At 63.5% G+C, this 16,395-nt stretch carries 15 protein-coding genes; 13 read left to right on the forward strand and 2 right to left on the reverse strand.

Features of this window, described 5'->3' with window-relative positions:
- Nucleotides 1-9 precede the first annotated feature (9 nt).
- The 9 genes from JI59_RS02875 to JI59_RS02915 are packed head-to-tail and all read left to right on the forward strand — an operon-like array spanning nt 10 to nt 9,404.
- Nucleotides 10-627 (forward strand): NADH-quinone oxidoreductase subunit J, encoded by a 618-nt coding sequence (locus JI59_RS02875; RefSeq protein WP_007015107.1) that lies wholly within the window; start codon nt 10-12, stop codon nt 625-627.
- Nucleotides 624-929, forward strand: coding sequence for an NADH-quinone oxidoreductase subunit NuoK (gene nuoK / locus JI59_RS02880; RefSeq protein ID WP_007015108.1), 306 nt, complete (start codon nt 624-626; stop codon nt 927-929). Before JI59_RS02875 ends, nuoK begins: the two co-directional genes overlap by 4 nt.
- Nucleotides 930-933: 4 nt before the next feature.
- The gene (gene nuoL, locus JI59_RS02885; RefSeq protein WP_007015109.1) at nt 934-2,961 is read left to right on the forward strand and encodes an NADH-quinone oxidoreductase subunit L; all 2,028 of its coding nucleotides are present in this window, start codon (nt 934-936) and stop codon (nt 2,959-2,961) included.
- A gap of 4 nt (nt 2,962-2,965) precedes the next feature.
- Nucleotides 2,966-4,501 carry an NADH-quinone oxidoreductase subunit M gene (locus JI59_RS02890; RefSeq protein ID WP_038576845.1) on the forward strand — a complete coding sequence of 512 codons (1,536 nt, stop codon included), beginning with the start codon at nt 2,966-2,968 and terminating at the stop codon, nt 4,499-4,501.
- The gene (nuoN, locus tag JI59_RS02895; protein WP_007015111.1) at nt 4,501-5,964 is read left to right on the forward strand and encodes an NADH-quinone oxidoreductase subunit NuoN; all 1,464 of its coding nucleotides are present in this window, start codon (nt 4,501-4,503) and stop codon (nt 5,962-5,964) included. Before JI59_RS02890 ends, nuoN begins: the two co-directional genes overlap by 1 nt.
- Entirely contained in the window at nt 5,961-6,683 is a 723-nt protein-coding gene (locus tag JI59_RS02900) for a biotin--[acetyl-CoA-carboxylase] ligase (protein ID WP_007015112.1), read from the forward strand. The genes nuoN and JI59_RS02900 overlap by 4 nt, the downstream gene beginning before the upstream one ends.
- Nucleotides 6,684-6,698: 15 nt before the next feature.
- The gene (locus JI59_RS02905; RefSeq protein WP_007015113.1) at nt 6,699-7,478 is read left to right on the forward strand and encodes a type III pantothenate kinase; all 780 of its coding nucleotides are present in this window, start codon (nt 6,699-6,701) and stop codon (nt 7,476-7,478) included.
- Entirely contained in the window at nt 7,475-9,100 is a 1,626-nt protein-coding gene (locus JI59_RS02910; RefSeq protein ID WP_007015114.1) for a ribonuclease J, read from the forward strand. The genes JI59_RS02905 and JI59_RS02910 overlap by 4 nt, the downstream gene beginning before the upstream one ends.
- A 13-nt stretch (nt 9,101-9,113) precedes the next feature.
- Nucleotides 9,114-9,404, forward strand: coding sequence for a DUF1467 family protein (locus JI59_RS02915; protein ID WP_007015115.1), 291 nt, complete (start codon nt 9,114-9,116; stop codon nt 9,402-9,404).
- Between the two features lie 59 nt (nt 9,405-9,463).
- On the opposite strand, the gene JI59_RS02920 is transcribed toward JI59_RS02915, so the two are convergent.
- The gene (locus JI59_RS02920) at nt 9,464-12,118 is read right to left on the reverse strand and encodes a coiled-coil domain-containing protein (protein ID WP_007015116.1); all 2,655 of its coding nucleotides are present in this window, start codon (nt 12,116-12,118) and stop codon (nt 9,464-9,466) included.
- A gap of 69 nt (nt 12,119-12,187) precedes the next feature.
- Between JI59_RS02920 and JI59_RS02925 the strand changes: the two genes are divergently transcribed.
- The 4 genes from JI59_RS02925 (at nt 12,188) to JI59_RS02940 (ending at nt 16,147) form a co-directional block, all read left to right on the forward strand.
- Entirely contained in the window at nt 12,188-12,490 is a 303-nt protein-coding gene (locus JI59_RS02925) for a hypothetical protein (RefSeq protein ID WP_007015117.1), read from the forward strand.
- A gap of 89 nt (nt 12,491-12,579) precedes the next feature.
- Nucleotides 12,580-13,761 carry a hypothetical protein gene (locus JI59_RS02930; protein ID WP_038575432.1) on the forward strand — a complete coding sequence of 394 codons (1,182 nt, stop codon included), beginning with the start codon at nt 12,580-12,582 and terminating at the stop codon, nt 13,759-13,761.
- A gap of 35 nt (nt 13,762-13,796) precedes the next feature.
- Nucleotides 13,797-14,759, forward strand: a complete 963-nt coding sequence (locus JI59_RS02935) for a hypothetical protein (RefSeq protein ID WP_007015119.1) — start codon at nt 13,797-13,799, stop codon at nt 14,757-14,759.
- Nucleotides 14,759-16,147: a sensor histidine kinase gene (locus JI59_RS02940; protein WP_038575434.1), complete on the forward strand. Its 1,389-nt coding sequence runs from the start codon at nt 14,759-14,761 to the stop codon at nt 16,145-16,147. The genes JI59_RS02935 and JI59_RS02940 overlap by 1 nt, the downstream gene beginning before the upstream one ends.
- Nucleotides 16,148-16,153: 6 nt before the next feature.
- Here the strand turns inward: JI59_RS02940 and JI59_RS02945 are convergent, their stop codons facing one another.
- Complete coding sequence (locus JI59_RS02945) at nt 16,154-16,363, reverse strand: hypothetical protein (protein WP_007015121.1); 210 nt, start codon at nt 16,361-16,363, stop codon at nt 16,154-16,156.
- Nucleotides 16,364-16,395: the final 32 nt, after the last annotated feature.

A 16,395-nucleotide genomic window follows, 5' to 3' on the forward strand; every position in this document is an offset into this window, starting at 1 on the left:
GCCGAGGTCATGATTCACGTATTTGCCTTCTACCTCTTCGCCGTGATCACCATCGCGTCCGCCGTGACGACGATCACTGCCCGCAACCCGGTCCACTCGGTCCTCTGGCTGATCCTGGCGTTCTTCAACGCCGCCGGCCTGATGGTGCTGACCGGCGCCGAGTTCATCGCGATGCTGCTCGTCATTGTCTATGTCGGCGCGGTTGCGGTGCTCTTCCTGTTCGTCGTCATGATGCTCGACATCGACTTCGCCGAACTGCGTGCCGGGTTCGTCAGGAACTTCCCGCTGGGCCTGCTCGTCGCAATCGTCTTGCTGGCCGAGATGGTCCTGGGCATCGGTGCCTACCGCGCCGGCGCGATGGACCTTGGCTCGCCCGACGGCACCGCCGCGACGCCTGCCGGGGCCAGCAACATCGAGGCCATCGGTGGCCTCCTTTACAGCCGCTACCTCTTCCTGTTCGAAGCCGCGGGCATCATCCTGCTCGTCGCGATGATCGGCGCCATCGTGCTGACCCATCGCCAGCGTTCGGACACCCGGGGCCAGAAGATCTCCAAGCAGATCATGCGCCGTCCCGATGAAGCGACCGTCAACGTCAAGCCCGAAGTGGGCAAGGGGGTCCAGCTGTGATCGGTATCGAACACTATGTCGTGGTCAGCTCGATCCTTTTCGTGCTCGGCGTTCTCGGCATCTTCCTGAACCGCAAGAACATCATTGTCATCCTGATGGCGATCGAACTGATCCTGCTTGCGGTGAACATCAACCTCGTCGCCTTCAGCTCCTTCCTGGGAGACCTGACCGGGCAGATCTTCGCCATGTTCGTTCTGACCGTGGCGGCGGGCGAGGCCGCAGTGGGGCTTGCTATCCTCGTGATCTATTTCCGTGGCCGCGGCAGCATCGCCGTCGACGACGTCAACCGGATGAAGGGATAAGGCCTTGCAGTCGATCCTGCTCATCGTCTTCCTGCCGCTCCTGGCAGCGATCATCGCCGGGCTTGGCAACAAGCAGCTCGGCAATGTTCCGGCAAAGGTGGTCACCACCGGCGCCCTGTTCATTGCCTGTGCACTGTCCTGGCCGATCTTCATCAGCTTCCTGACGGGCAGCGCCGAAGCGACCGTCGTACCGGTGCTGACCTGGGTGAAGTCGGGGCCGATGGCCTTTGACTGGGCCCTGCGCGTCGACACCCTGACCGCGGTCATGCTGGTGGTCGTCACGTCGGTTTCGGCGCTCGTGCACCTCTATTCGTGGGGTTACATGGACGAGGAGCCGGATCAGCCGCGCTTCTTCGCCTACCTCTCGCTGTTCACTTTCGCCATGCTCATGCTGGTGACCGCGGACAACCTGGTGCAGATGTTCTTCGGTTGGGAAGGCGTCGGTCTGGCCTCGTACCTGCTGATCGGCTTCTGGTTCCGCAAGCCTTCGGCCTGCGCTGCCGCCATCAAGGCCTTCGTGGTCAACCGCGTCGGTGACCTTGGCTTCATGCTTGGCATCTTCGGTACGTTCCTGGTCTTCGGCACCGTCTCGATCCCCGAGATCCTGCATGCGGCACCGGGCATGGCGGGTTCGACGATCGGTTTCCTTGGCCATCGTTTCGACACCATGACCGTCCTGTGCCTGCTGCTGTTCATCGGTGCGATGGGCAAGTCGGCACAGCTCGGCCTGCACACCTGGCTTCCGGACGCGATGGAAGGCCCGACCCCGGTTTCGGCGCTGATCCACGCGGCGACCATGGTCACCGCCGGCGTCTTCATGGTCTGCCGTCTTTCGCCGATGTTCGAGACCAGCCCGACGGCGATGGCCTTCATCACCGTGATCGGCGGCGCGACCTGCTTCTTCGCGGCGACGATCGGCTGCACCCAGTGGGACATCAAGCGCGTGATCGCGTACTCGACCTGCTCGCAGCTCGGCTACATGTTCTTCGCCGCTGGTGTGGGCGCGTACGGTGCGGCCATGTTCCACCTGTTCACGCACGCCTTCTTCAAGGCGCTGCTGTTCCTGGGTGCCGGTTCGGTCATCCATGCGATGCACCACGAGCAGGACATGCGCTTCTACGGCGATCTGCGTAAGCACATCCCGATAACCTTCTGGACGATGACGGCCGGTACGCTCGCCATCACCGGCGTGGGTGTGTTCGGTGTGGGCTTCGCCGGCTTCCACTCGAAGGACGCGATCCTCGAGGCGGCCTATGCCGCGGGCAGCGCCTCGGGCAGCTTCGCCTTCTGGATGGGTATCTTCGCTGCTTTGATGACCAGCTTCTATTCCTGGCGTCTGGTGTTCCTGACTTTCTTCGGCAAGCCGCGCTGGGCCGGTTCGGAGCACATCCAGCACGCCGTGCACCATCACCACGAGGATCCTTCGGAGGAAGCCGGGCATGACAACCATGTCCACAATCCCGAAGGCACTGCCGGCTATCATCCGCATGAAAGCCCGCTGGTCATGCTGATCCCGCTGCTGGTTCTCGCCTTTGGCGCGGTTGCCGCAGGTTATGTGTTCCAGCACGAGTTCGTCAGCGAAGGTACCGGCGAATTCTGGAAGGGCGCACTGGTGTTCCACGAACACCTGATCCACGCGATGCACTCGATCCCCGAGCTCATCAAATGGAGCCCGTTCATCGTGATGGTCATCGGTCTGGTCACCGCCTGGTACGGTTACATCCGCAACACCAGGTTCCCGGCGGCGGTCGCAGAGCAACTCGGGCCGATCTACACCTTCGTGTACCGCAAGTGGATGTTCGACGAGCTATACCACTACCTGTTCGTGGTTCCGGCATTCTGGCTCGGCCGCGTGTTCTGGAAGCAGGGCGACGTGGGTCTGATCGACCGCTTCGGTCCCAACGGCGCGGCCTGGGTCGTCGCCAAGGGTTCGACTTACGCACAGAAAGTCCAGTCGGGCTATCTCTACAGTTACGCACTAGTCATGCTGCTGGGCCTTGTCGGCGCCATCAGCTGGGTGATCGCGGGATAAGATGATGAGTGGTTTTCCGATCCTCAGCCTGATGCTGCTTGTGCCGCTTGCGGCGGCACTGGCATGCCTCTTCCTCGAAGCGAAGTCGGCGCGAAATCTCGCGCTGGCGGCGACCTTGGTCGATTTTGCACTGGGCGTCGTGCTCTGGGCGAATTTCGACATCGGCGGCGCGCAGTGGCAGTTCACCGAGCGGGTGGAGCTGTTCTCCGGCTTCTCCTACGCGCTCGGTATCGACGGCATCGCCCTGTTGCTGATCATGCTGTCCGTCTTCCTCATGCCGATCTGCATCGGTGCCAGCTGGAAGTCGATCGACAAGCGCGTTGGTGAGTACATGGCCGCGTTCCTGCTGATGGAAACGCTCATGATCGGCGTTTTCGCGGCGCAGGACCTGTTCCTGTTCTACATCTTCTTCGAGGCCGGCCTCATCCCGATGTACCTGATCATCGGCGTGTGGGGCGGTGCGGACCGTATCTACGCTTCGTACAAGTTCTTCCTCTACACGCTGCTCGGCTCGGTGCTGATGCTGATCGCGATGCTGTGGATGGCGAATACCGCCGGTACCACCGACATCCCGACGCTGATGGCTTACGATTTCGATCCGCAGGTCCAGACCTGGCTGTGGCTTGCCTTCTTCGCCAGCTTCGCGGTGAAGATGCCGATGTGGCCGGTCCACACCTGGCTTCCGGACGCGCACGTCCAGGCGCCGACCGCCGGTTCGGTCATCCTTGCAGGCGTTCTGCTGAAGATGGGCGGCTACGGTTTCATCCGCTTCTCGCTGCCGATGTTCCCCGAAGCCTCGGCCTACTTCGGTCCGCTGGTCTGGGGCCTGTCGATGGCAGCCGTGGTGCTGACCTCGCTGATTGCACTCGTGCAGCACGACATGAAGAAGCTGATTGCCTATTCGTCGGTTGCGCACATGGCGATCGTGACCATCGGCCTGTTCGCCTTCAACGTGCAGGGCCTCGAGGGCTCGATGCTGATCATGCTCAGCCACGGTCTGGTTTCGGGCGCGCTGTTCCTGTGCGTGGGCATCATCTACGATCGCCTGCACACCCGCGAAATCGATCGCTACGGCGGCCTTTCGATCAACATGCCGCGTTACGCGCTGTTCTTCATGCTCTTCACGATGGCCTCCGTCGGCCTTCCGGGCACCAGCGGTTTCGTCGGCGAGTTCCTGAGCCTCGCGGGTATCTACCAGGTTTCGACGTGGACCACGCTGATCTGCGCCACCGGCATCATCCTGGGCGCTGCCTACATGCTTTATCTCTATCGCCGGGTCGCTTTCGGCGAGCAGAAGAACGCCGATGCTGCCGCCATGGCCGACCTCGACGTCCGTGAGCTGCTGATGGTGGTTCCGCTGGGCATCGCAGTGCTGTGGATGGGCATCTATCCCGAGAGCTTCATCGCGCCGATGCGCGCCGACATTGCCGCGCTCGACGCCCGTCTTGCCGCTGCCAAGCCGGAAGGAGACTCCAAGGTCGCCATGGGTAAGGAAAAGCCTGTGCACGAAGAAGAAGCTGCGCATGAGGGGGCACACTGATGGACTGGTCACAGTCGCTGCGCCTGATCGCGCCGGAAGAAACACTGAGCATTGCAGGCCTGGTCCTGCTCCTGATCGCCGCCTGGGGCGGTGACAAGTCGAGCCGTCTGATCTCGATCCTGGCGGTTGCTGCGCTTGCCGCCGCGTCCTTCCTCGTCGCCCCCGCGCTGTGCGGCGGCGCAATGGGGCCGGATACCTCGGCTTTCTTCGGCCAGTTCCGTGCCGATGCCTTTGCGTCCTACGCCAAGATCCTGATCTATATCTCGGCTGCGGCCTCCTTGGTCATTGCCCCGAAGTTCTTCGATCGCTTCGATGCGATGCGTGCGGAATATCCCGTGCTCGTCGTCTTCGCGGCGCTGGGCATGGGCATCATGGTTTCGGCAGGCGACCTGCTGACGCTGTACATCGGTCTCGAGATGAACTCGCTGGCTGCCTACGTCCTTGCGGCCTTCCTGCGCACGGATGACCGTTCGGCGGAATCGGGCCTGAAGTACTTCGTCCTGGGTTCGCTCGCCTCGGGCATCCTGCTCTTCGGCATGAGCCTGACTTACGGCTTTACCGGCACGACCTCGTTCTCGGGCATCAACGCCGCGCTGTCCTCCGGGCTGTCGCATGGGGCGCTGTTCGGCATCGTGTTCATGCTGGCAGGGCTTGCCTTCAAGATCAGTGCCGTGCCGTTCCACATGTGGACGCCCGACGTTTATGAAGGTGCGCCGACGCCGGTCACTACCTTCTTCGCGACCGCGCCGAAGGTGGCTGCCCTCGGCCTGACCATGCGCGTCATGCTCGATGCGTTCGGTGAGCAGGCCGCTGCCTGGCAGCAGATCGTGATCTTCATCTCGCTCGCCTCGATCGTGGTCGGTGCCCTTGGCGCCATCGGCCAGTCGAACATCAAGCGACTGATGGCGTACTCGTCGATCAACAATGTCGGTTTCATGCTGATCGGTCTGGCCGTTGCCACGCCGCAGGGCGCTTCGGCCATGCTCGTGTACCTTGCGATCTACGTCGCAATGTCTCTGGGCGGTTTCGTCGCGATCCTGATGCTCAAGGACGAGAACGGCAACTACGTCGAGGACATCGCGAAGCTTGCCGGCCTGTCGCGTACGCGACCGGCGCTGGCGCTGGGCCTGGCGATGATCATGTTCAGCCTTGCCGGTATTCCGCCGCTGTTCGGTTTCTGGGGCAAGTTTGTTGTCTTCCAGGCGGCGGTGCAGGCCAACCTGATCGCGCTGGCCGCCATCGGCATTGCGGCATCGGTCATCGGCGCTTTCTACTACCTCAAGATCGTCAAGATCATGTACTTCGACGAGGCTGCCGACGTGGTGAAGGGCGAGAACGACATCTGGCACAAGATCATTCTTGTCGCCTCGGTCGTCTTCATTTCGCCGCTGGGCTACCTGTTGACCAAGTGGCTGGGCGGTCTCGCTGACGCTGCCGCGGCAGCCCTTTACTTCTCGTTTTGATCCGAACCGTCACTCAGACGGGTTCGACCAACGCTGATCTGGCTGCTCGCCTGTCCGGAGGGGAATACCTTCCGGAAGGCGAGTGGCTGGTCGCGGACCGCCAGACGGCAGGGAAGGGCCGCCTGGGCCGCGCCTGGAATGACGGGCTCGGCAATTTCATGGGCTCGACGGTAGTGAGGCTCGGGCAGGGCGATCCGCCGTTCGCCAGTCTTGCGCTTCTGGCTGGTCTTTCGGTCCACGAAGCCATCGCCTCGCTGCTCCCCGATCCTTCGCCCCTGTGGCTCAAGTGGCCGAACGATCTCCTGCTGGCCGGCAGCAAGGTCGCGGGCATCCTCCTCGAAATGATCGCCGGGACAATCATTGTCGGCATCGGCGTGAACCTGCGCGTCGCGCCGCATGTCGAGGGGCGTGCCGTTGCCGCACTTTGCGATCATGGCGTCGATGTCTCCCGCGATGATTTCGCGAATGTGCTGGCGCGGGCCTTTGCTCTCGAACTTGAACGCTGGCGGTCGGCCGGCCTTGCCCCCATGCTTCGTCGCTGGCAGAGTGCCGCACATCCCAAGGGAACACGCCTCACAGTGCTTCCTCCGGGAGAGGAGGCAATCGAAGGTGGGTTTGCCGGGCTGACGCAAGAGGGGAACCTCCTGCTCAGCCTGGATGACGGATCGGTGCGGACGATCCACGCCGGCGACGTGCTTCTTTCCGCAACTTCGCATTGAGGAAAACCAGGTCCCATGCTGCTCGCCATTGATGCTGGCAATACCAATGTCGTTTTCGCGCTGTTCGACGGACGCGAGTTGAAGGGGCGTTGGCGCATAGCCACCGATCCGCGCCGTACAGGCGACGAATATGCCGTCTGGCTGATGCAACTGCTCGGCATTCGCGGGATCGATGCCAAGCAGGTCGACACGATCATCATTTCGACCGTGGTGCCGCGCGCGCTCCACAACCTCGAGATTCTGAGCCGGCACTACTTCAATGTCGAGCCTCTGATCGCGGGTCAGGGCAAGGCCAATTACGCCATTGAAATCGACGTGGACGAGCCGCGCTCGCTTGGCGCCGACCGCGCCGTCAATGCGATCGCCGCCCATGCCAAGCATGGCGGAGACCTGATCGTCGTCGATTTCGGGACGGCGACGACCTTCGACATTGTCGACTTCAAGGGCGCGTACAAGGGCGGGATCATCGCGCCTGGCATCAACCTCTCGCTCGACGCGCTGGTCGGCAATACCGCCAAGCTGCCGCGCATTGCCATCGAGCTTCCCAAGACGACCAGCGTTATCGGCCGCAATACCGAGGACCAGATGCTGATTGGCGTCTTCTGGGGCTACGTAGCCATGATGGAAGGCCTGATCGCGCGGATGCGTGCCGAAATCGGCCGTCCCGCCAAGGTCATCGCGACGGGCGGCCTTGCGGTGCTGTTCGATGAGGCGACCGAGATTTTCGATGCCGTCGATCCGGATCTTACGCTCGACGGCCTTGCCATACTTGCCGAAAGGGCAGCTTCTAAGTGATACCCGGTAACGAATTGTTGTTTTGCGCGCTCGGCGGCTCGGGCGAGATTGGCATGAACGTCAATCTCTACGGCTGCCAGGGCAAGTGGCTGATGGTCGACCTTGGCATGACCTTCGGCATGAACGAGTACCCGGGCATCGATCTCGTCTTCGCCGATCTCGAATTCATCGAGAATGAGCGCGAGAACCTGCTGGGCATTGTCCTGACCCATGCGCATGAAGACCACATTGGTGCCGTTCCCTATTTCGCCCAGGAACTGGGCGTTCCGATCTATGCGACGCCCTTCACGGCAAAGCTGGTCGCGGCCAAGCTTGAAGAGGCCGGTATTCTCGGCGATGTCGAACTCATCGTGGTGGAAGACCTTGAGCGTTTCGAGATCGGGCCTTTCGGCATTCGCTACGTGCCGCTCGCGCACTCGATCGCTGAAGGCAACGCCCTGCTGATCGATACGCCGTTCGGCCGAATTTTCCATACCGGCGACTGGAAGCTGGACGATGCGCCGCAGATCGGCACCCCGGCAACCAGCGAGGAACTGACGAAGATCGGTGACGACGGCGTGCTGGCGCTGGTCTGCGACTCTACCAATGTGTTCAATCCGAAGGCATCGGGTTCGGAAGGAGATGTCTTCGACGGCCTGCTCGAGGAAGTGAAACGTCACAATGGTCGCCGCGTTCTGGTGACCACTTTTGCGTCCAATGTCGCGAGGCTCCAGACGCTGGGCGAAGTGGCGCGCCGCACCAACCGAAAGCTGTGCGTGGCGGGGCGCTCGCTCGATCGCATCATCCAGACCGGCCAGGCTTGCGGATACCTCACGGATCTGCCCGAGATCGTCGATCCGGAAACGGCGATGGACCTGCCGCGCAGCGACGTGCTGATCGTCGCTACCGGTGGGCAGGGTGAGCCGCGCGCGGCGCTTGCGCGCATTTCCGAAGGCAATCACCCGATCAAGCTGGAGAAGGGCGATGTCGTCCTCTTCTCCAGTCGCCAGATTCCGGGCAACGAGATCGCCATCGGCAAGATCCAGAATCGTCTCGCGGACGACGGTGTCGTGATTGTCACCGACCGGCAGAGCCATATCCACGTTTCGGGCCATCCCGGGAGGCCGGAACTCGAGGCGCTCTATGGCTGGATCCGTCCCGACATTCTTGTGCCCGTGCACGGAGAAATCCGCCACATGCGTGAGCAGGCGAAGCTGGGCCTGTCATGCGGCATTCCCAAGGCGGTCTTCCAGAAGAACGGCGATCTCGTGCGACTGGCTCCGGGGGCACCGGGCAAGTTCGGCGAAGTCCGCTCGGGCCGGCTCGTACTCGACGGCGATATCATCGCGCCTGCCGATGGCGAGGCCATCGTGATGCGCCGACGCATTGCCTTCAACGGCGTTGTCTCGGTCGCAGCCGACCGCAAGGGGAACGTCGAGGTAGCCGCCATCGGCCTGCCTCTGGACGAGGATTATCAGGCGTTCATCGAAGAGGCGCGCAGCGACGTTGCCCAGGCCCTGGCCAAGTCGAAAAAGGCGGATCACGCCGACCGCGTAGAGGCCGCGCGCCTGGCCGCGCGGCGTGCGGCGACCCGTTGGTCGGGCAAGCGACCGCAGGTCCAGGTCCTGCTTCTCGAGAATTGATCGGAGCGGGCCCATGCAATGGACATCGATAGCCGCGATCTACAGCCTGCTGTGGGTTCTCAGCGCCTTTCTGGTCATGCCGATCGGCCTGCGCACGCCTGATGAGGTTGAAGGTCACAAGGTCGAGACCGGTCATGCGGACAGTGCACCGATCAACTTTCGTCCCGGCCGCATCGCCCTGCGCGCGACGGTCCTGGCCGCGGTGCTGATGGGGCTGTTCTACCTCAACTATATCTATGGCTGGATAGAGGTCGAGGACCTCAACTTCTTCGGTGATCCGCCGGTCAAGGATCTCGGTTACTGAAGGTAACGCAGCAGGGCGGCTCCCTTGTGGGAGATCGCCCTGCCGGTCTTCCGGGCGGTTCAGTTGCGCAGGCGTTCGATGGCCTGTGCCAGGGCCACGTAGAGCTTGCCCATGTCCGACGAGAGCAGGGTCACGCCCAGCGCATTTCCGTCACGCGTCGAGAGGATCTGGCGCAGGATCGCTTCGAAATCGTGGATGTAGCGGCTGACGTGTTCGCGGAAGGCATCGTCGCGCTCGAAGATCTGCTGGATCGCCTTGGCTTCCCCGGCCTCGAGGAGCCGCACCGCACGGCGGGTGAAAATGCCGCGATCGCCCCGCAGGTAGGCCGCCCAGGCTGTGTCCGAAACATCGGATGACAGGGCACTGGCGATGTCGATGGAATTCGAGTTGAGCGATTCCGTGATGAGGGCGACGCGCCGCGAGAAGTCGTTGTCGACCTGCTCTTCGGCCCGGCTGCGGGCATGGGCAACGCGGTTTTCGAGGTTGCCGACCAGTTCGTCGATCTTGCCAAGCTGGTCGCGCAGCTGGATAGCGGCCTCCCGGGTCGCTCCCGAGGCATGGGCGACGGCCTGATCGAGCTGACCGGAGACTTCGGCGACGCGCGAACGCATGGCCTTGTCGATGGCCATGGCGCCTTCCTTGCCGAGCTGGTCGGCGACGCTCGCGACTTTCGCCGCGCTCTTCGTCTCTATCGCTTCGATGCTCTCGGCAATCGTTGCATTGAGGGCCTCGATGGAGGCGCGCAGTTCGGTCCCGGCCTTGTCCGAAGCCTTGGCGGTTGCCTGTTCGATTTCGTCTAGAGCGCTACGCAGCTCGCGCAGCAGCGCGGCGTGGTCGCTGCCCTGCCGATTGATGCCGGCATGGGCCGTGGATAGCGAGGCCATGAGTTCGTGCAGCGCCTTGCCGGCGGCGTCGATCTCGCTGGCAAGGCCTTCGCTGCCGTCTCCGGCCTGCCTGAGGCTTTCGAGGAGGGCGGCCACGCCCTGATTGACGCGGTCGAGACGGTCTTCCGTAATCGAGAGGGCTTCGGGCAGGGCGTTGTGCGCCTGCTTGGCGCTCGCCTGGATGAGCTCCAGCAGCCGGATGCTGTCGTCAGTGAGCTTCTCGACGTCGTTGTCCGTTGCCGCCAGGGTTGCGCGGGCCGAGGTCAGCCTTTCGGTCAATGCGGTCAGGCTTGCGCTCAGGACTTCCTCGCCTTGTGCGCTGTCTTCCGAAATGGCCCGCAGGCGCGCTTCGAACCCGGAGAGCTGGCCGGTGATCGCTGCGGCGGTCTCGCGCAGGTTCTCGCTCTGGATGCGATGGTTCTCTAGGCGTTCGGCGATGCCGCTGTCCAGCTCGCCCAGTGTCTCGCGCAGGCGGGCAATCGCGGCGTGTTCCTGTTGTTGCTGGCGTTCGAGACGTTCGGCCGCTTCACCGGCAAGACGGGCGGAGCGCTCCGCGAACTTTTGGTCGAGCTGCATGGCCTCGTTCTCGATACCGGCAAGCCGCTCGGAGAGGCCTTCCAGTGCCTTGCGCTGCGATTGCGCGATGGCATCGCTGACGCCCGCCTGTTCGCTCTGCAATTCGGCCAGGGACGATTGCAGCCGTTCAACGGCCTTCGTTTCGGCATTGCGCAGGGCGCGTGAGACGACATCGCTTTCATCGCGCAGGGCCTTGAGGCGGGCACGCAGCGACGTGAGGCTTTCGGCTTCGTGGTTGTCGAGCTGGCTGCGCGTGTTGGCGATTTCCTCGCTGAGAGCGGCGGCCCGCGTGCGCACGGCGGCAAGGGCTTCGATCTCGTGCTTGTCGAGTTCGGTGCGGAACTCCTCGCTCTTCTCGGTCAGCGCGGCGAAGCGCTTCTCGGTCAGGTCCTCGAGCTTTTCGCTTTGCGCGGCGAACTCGCCGAGCGTTGCCTCCACGGCGCTGCGCAAGGCTTCGACCTGACGCTCGCTTGCGGTGCCGAATTCGTTCAACCGGTTGAAGCCGGTTATCATGTCCTCAAGCTGGACATGCGCGGCGCGGCCTGCATTGCCGATGTTGTTGGTGACGTCCTTGGCCGAGCTGGCGATGACGGGAAGCTGGCTGCGCAGCTTTTCCATGTTTTCCAGCGCCGCATGGCTGACTGAGCTGATGGAATCGACGCGCGTCCCGTTGTCCCGGATCAGTTCCTCGAGACGCCCGGCGTTTTCCGAAATGCGTTCGGCGGCAATGCGGCCGAGGCTTTCCAGGTCGCGCGACTGCGAGGCGAGGAATTCGCGGGCGAGGCTGAGTTCGCGATTGACGGTGGTGAGGCGCTCTTCGAGCCGCGCGGATTCGCGCGACAAGGACTGCGCGACGTCGCCGAAGCGCCTGCCCTCTCGCGCGCTGTGGCGAAGCGCGAGCAGCCAGCATAGCCCGATCAGCAGGACCGGAACCGCCCATTCGGCAACCAGCGTGGGAATGGCCTCGAGGGTGACGCCGGGTTGGAACTGGGGAAGGCGGGCGAAAAGGAACAGGGCTGTCCAGCCTGCCGTTGCCAGACCGGCCAGGAGCGGGGCGATCCATACATTGGAGGGCGCTTCTTCCGGTTCGTCATGATCGCCGACCCAGGCTTCGTCCCAGTGCTCTTGCGCCTGGCGGGGCTGCTCGGCACCCGCATCTGCGGGCGTGACATCGGACGCGGTGGCCTCGGCCTTGTCCGCGTTAGCCTCGTTGCCGCCGGCGCCGAAGGCAATGATCCTGTTTTCTCCAGCCATTGCGATAGAATACCACGAGCCGGGCGGGGATAAACCCCGGTTTAATACATTACCCATTATCCTGGGGAAATGGCTTACGAATCAGGCGCCCTCGAAGCGACACTGGCTGCTGCGGCAGGCGGGGATGCCGTGCTTTTCGAAGAATTGCTCGCCAGTTTCCTCGAAAGCGTGGCTCGCCAGGTCGACCTGCTCGAACGCGCGCGCTGCGACGGCAACTGGAACCTTGCGGCAATGCTTCTCAAGGGACTTGCAGCCAGCTTCCATTCGGGCGCCTTGCTCGATCTGTCGGAGGAGGCCCTGAACGCTGCACCGGGCGAACCCACGGTGATAAGGCGCCTGAAGGCTTTTCTCGCGGAGTTTTCCGCCGATTGATCGCCCGGCGATGCTTGGCACCGACCAAGCCTGTGCCTAAATGGGCGCGCTTCGCTGGAGATTGAAAACTGCGCATCGCTTTGCTGGCCATGACTGAACCCGCGGGAGCGGGACAGGCGTTTCCGCGCGGATTTCTGCGGGTGGCGGGCGTGAGCGTGGCACACCACCAGCTTGGCCTGGCCCTCGCGCTCGACTGTCAGCGTGTCATCTGCATGGCGCGCGGCACTTCGCCCGAACTTCTGGCGCTCCAGCATGCGGCGGAAGATGCCGGGCTGCAGTTCTACATTGCGACGAATGCGCGCCAGCTGAGCGGGCTCATCACGGCCAGCGATGAAGTGCTCGTCGTTACCGAGGGACTTTTCGTCGATCCGGGCAGCGTCACCCACCTGTTCGAGAGTCGCGGGCCGGTGGTGCTCGTCATGCCGGTCGAGAATGCCTTGGCGGCCGGGTTCGAACGGATCGACCTCAACCGTGCGGCGGCAGGGATCATGCGGGTTCCGGGCGAATTGATGGAGCGGCTGCAGGAGCTGCCGCCGGATTGCGACATCATTTCGGCCCTGACCCGCATTGCGCTTCAGTCGGGTATTGCCATGCGCGAGGTGCCTTCAGGGGTGCGCATCGGCGCCAACTGGCGTCTGGTCCGCAACGAGGGCGAGGCCGTCGCGGTGGAGGCCGAATGGCTTGCCGAGCAGGTCAGCGACGGAAGGCAACTTTCTCCGGGCGGTTCGGTGGCTCGCCTTGGTGTCCTGACTTTCGGCACATCGCTGCTGCAGGCCGGCAATGCATCGAACATGCTCAGCCTCGGCGCCTTGGGAGCCGTGGGCCTCTCGGCAGTACTGGGCTGGTTCGGACTGGTCTGGATCGCCTTGATTTTCGCGGCGATCGCTGCGCTGCTGGTCGAAAGCAGCCGTCTTTTGCGACAGGCAGAGCGCCGGGCGCGGGGGCAGATGACGCCGATCATCCCGCGCGCCGATGCGCTGGGCTGGCTGGTCGATATCGAGATAGGGCTGCTCAGCCTTGTGGCGATTCCGCGCGTTGCCGGGGAATCGTTGATTTCGTGGGCGTTTCCGCCGATCATGCTGGTTCTGCTGGTGGCGCTGATACCCAATAATCTCACCGGTTCTACCGCATCGTGGTTCCGAGATCGGGCACTGCTCGGCGTTATACTGGCTCTTTCCGCGCTCTTCGGGCATGTTCTGGTCGTGGTCGAGTTGATCTCGATCGGCCTCGTCCTCGCAGGGTTGATCCTGCCCCTGCGGCGCAAGGACTAACCCGGCTTTAACCAAGGATGGCGTAATACGAGCCGATGATCGATCAAGCTGTTCATTCGGCTGACCGGGACAACGTCGAAGCTGTGCTTCGCGACGAGCTTGCTCGCGGCGATGCGATGGCGGGAAGTGTTCTTCCGATCCTGCGGCACCTTATTACCGCCGAAGACAGCTCTGTCTTCAGTGACGAGATCCTCGCGCGCGTGCGCGGGATGCTGGCAGACCTTGCCAATACCTTGCTCGACGCCCTTGCCGAGCGCACCGGGCAGCCGGAACGTGCCGCCCATCCGGCCGACGAAGTTTCCCTGCTTACGCGTGCCTTCCTCGAAAACCAGGCGCTTCTGGCCCACCTTCATGCCCTGGCGCTGGAATGGCAGCTGACAGAGCGGCTGCAGTCGCGCCTTGCGCTCGATCCCGTGGTTTCGCCCCTGTTGCAAAGCCATGTCTCGTCGCACGAGGGTGCGATTCAGGATCTCGCCATGAAATTTCTCGCCGCGCAGGCCCGCTGGTGCCAGTCTCAGCGGCGCATGAGGCTCTCGCTGTTCGAACTTCCGGCCGACCTTTTCCATGAGGCGCTCGTCACCTTGAGTGCGAGCATCGGTGAGGATCCCGAGATGATCGAGCGGGCGGCCTTCGCCGAAGCCGCGTTGCGGCGCAAGTACGACGAAGGGGCTGGCCGTCTCGGCCTTGCGACCCAGCTGGCGATGAGCATGCGCGGCGAAGTCGAGGCATCGCTTTCGGTCGCGAATTCGGGTGTGGCGCTGTTCCTATCGGCCCTGGCGATCGGCTCCCGTCAAGGTCGGGATGCAGTCGTCCTGTCCACGCATGAGGCGCAACTGGCACGTCTGGCGCTGGCGCTGCGCACTGCGGGCCTGTCCTCCACAGGGGTTGAGCAGCAGTTTCTCGCCCTGCATCCCGACATTACCCTGCCGCAAGGCTTCGACCGGCTCGGCGCGGATAAGGCTTCCGCGATCCTCTCGTCGGGACGCGTCGCAGGGTGATGCAGGCAGGCGGAACCATTCTCGCCCGGGCGGTCAGCGATCCCGAGGACAGGCTGTTGACGGCCGAAGAGCCGCTGGCGGGGCTGCAATTGCGCTGCGGCGGAGAGCTTCCCGGAACCATCGCGGTGCCGGAGCTGCTCGAACTCGTGCGCAAGGCGCGCCGCTATCGCTTTCGCCTGGCGCGGGCGATTTCGGCCAACGATGGCAGCGATACGGTTACGGCCTGGGTCGAGGTTGAACCGCGCGAAGGCGAAGCTGGCGAGACGCCCGGCTGCGACATCGTCGTGCGAAACTGGCAATCCTCCCCGCTGCCGTCGGAAGAGATCAGCTTCGCCGAACGCCGGCGGATGATGACCGACCGGCACCTGGCCGAACTGACGGCGCAGCTCGATGGTTCGCAGCGGGTCCTCACTGCAGTGACGGACAGCCCCGACCTCGTGTATGTGGCTACGCGGATGGAAGAGGGGATCGGTCGGCTCTGGACCGATTTCCTCCCACCCGAGAACGTGACTCACCAGCAGCCGCTGCACTGGCGCCTGCTCGATGGGACGCGCGTGAGCGTGGAGGGTTCTGACCGGCCCTGGCGGATTACCCTGATTCCGCATATCCGGCCGGGCTTCGATCCCTCCGGTTTCGAACTCTTGCTGATCTCGGACGAGCCGCAGGCCGGTGAAGTCGAGACCGCCAACCCGATCGAACCCACCTTGCGGCGCAGTCTCGTCGGGCAGGATCTCTCACCGGTCCTGCGTCAGCCGATTTCGCGCATCATCGCCAATGCCGAGACGATCCGCTCGCGGCTCGCCGGTCCGATTCCCGATGCTTACGCTGACTACGCCGGCGAGATCGCCAGTGCGGGCAAGCTGCTGCTGGACCTGCTGGAGGATCTGGCCGACCTCGAAGTCGTGGAATCGGAGAACTTCTCCACGGCGCCCGATCGCATCGACTTGTCGGAAGTCGCGCGGCAGGCTGCCGGAATTCTCAACGTCCGCGCGCGGGAAAAGGGCATCGTCATCGATGCGCCGCAAGTGGCCGAAAGCCTCCCCGCCGTGGCCGAATTCCGCCGCGTTCTGCAGATCCTGCTGAACCTGATCGGCAATGCCATCCGCTATTCGCCGGAAAGGTCTCGCATCTGGCTGAGACTCGAGCCCCTCGGGTCAATGGCTCGCGTCATCGTTGCCGACCAGGGACCGGGCCTGTCGGACGAGCAGCAGGCGCGAGTCTTCGAGAAGTTCGAGCGCCTCGGCCGTAGCGGCGACGGCGGATCGGGGCTTGGCCTCTATATTTCGCGCAGCCTGGCAAGGGCGATGGGCGGCGAACTGTCGGTCGAGAGCGCGCCGGGACAGGGCGCGCGCTTCATCCTCGACGTACCGGCCGACCCTGAGGCCTGAACTCGTTCAGGCCTTGCCGTTGCCGTGGCGAGCGAGCCACACGACGATACAGCCCACGGCTGCAAGGATTGCGCCGCGAATGGCCCATGTGCGGTCTGCCAGCATGAAGCTTTCCGCCGGCCACATGACCACGCCCGTGCCCTGACCGACCCATAGCAGGCCCATGGCGATGGCCAGGAGCCCCAGGACAAATGCTACGATCCTGATAAACAGCATGAAGATTCCCCCGCCATGTTCCCGAACGGCCT

Origin of the sequence: Novosphingobium pentaromativorans US6-1 (assembly GCF_000767465.1) — a bacterium.
GTDB lineage: Bacteria > Pseudomonadota > Alphaproteobacteria > Sphingomonadales > Sphingomonadaceae > Novosphingobium > Novosphingobium pentaromativorans.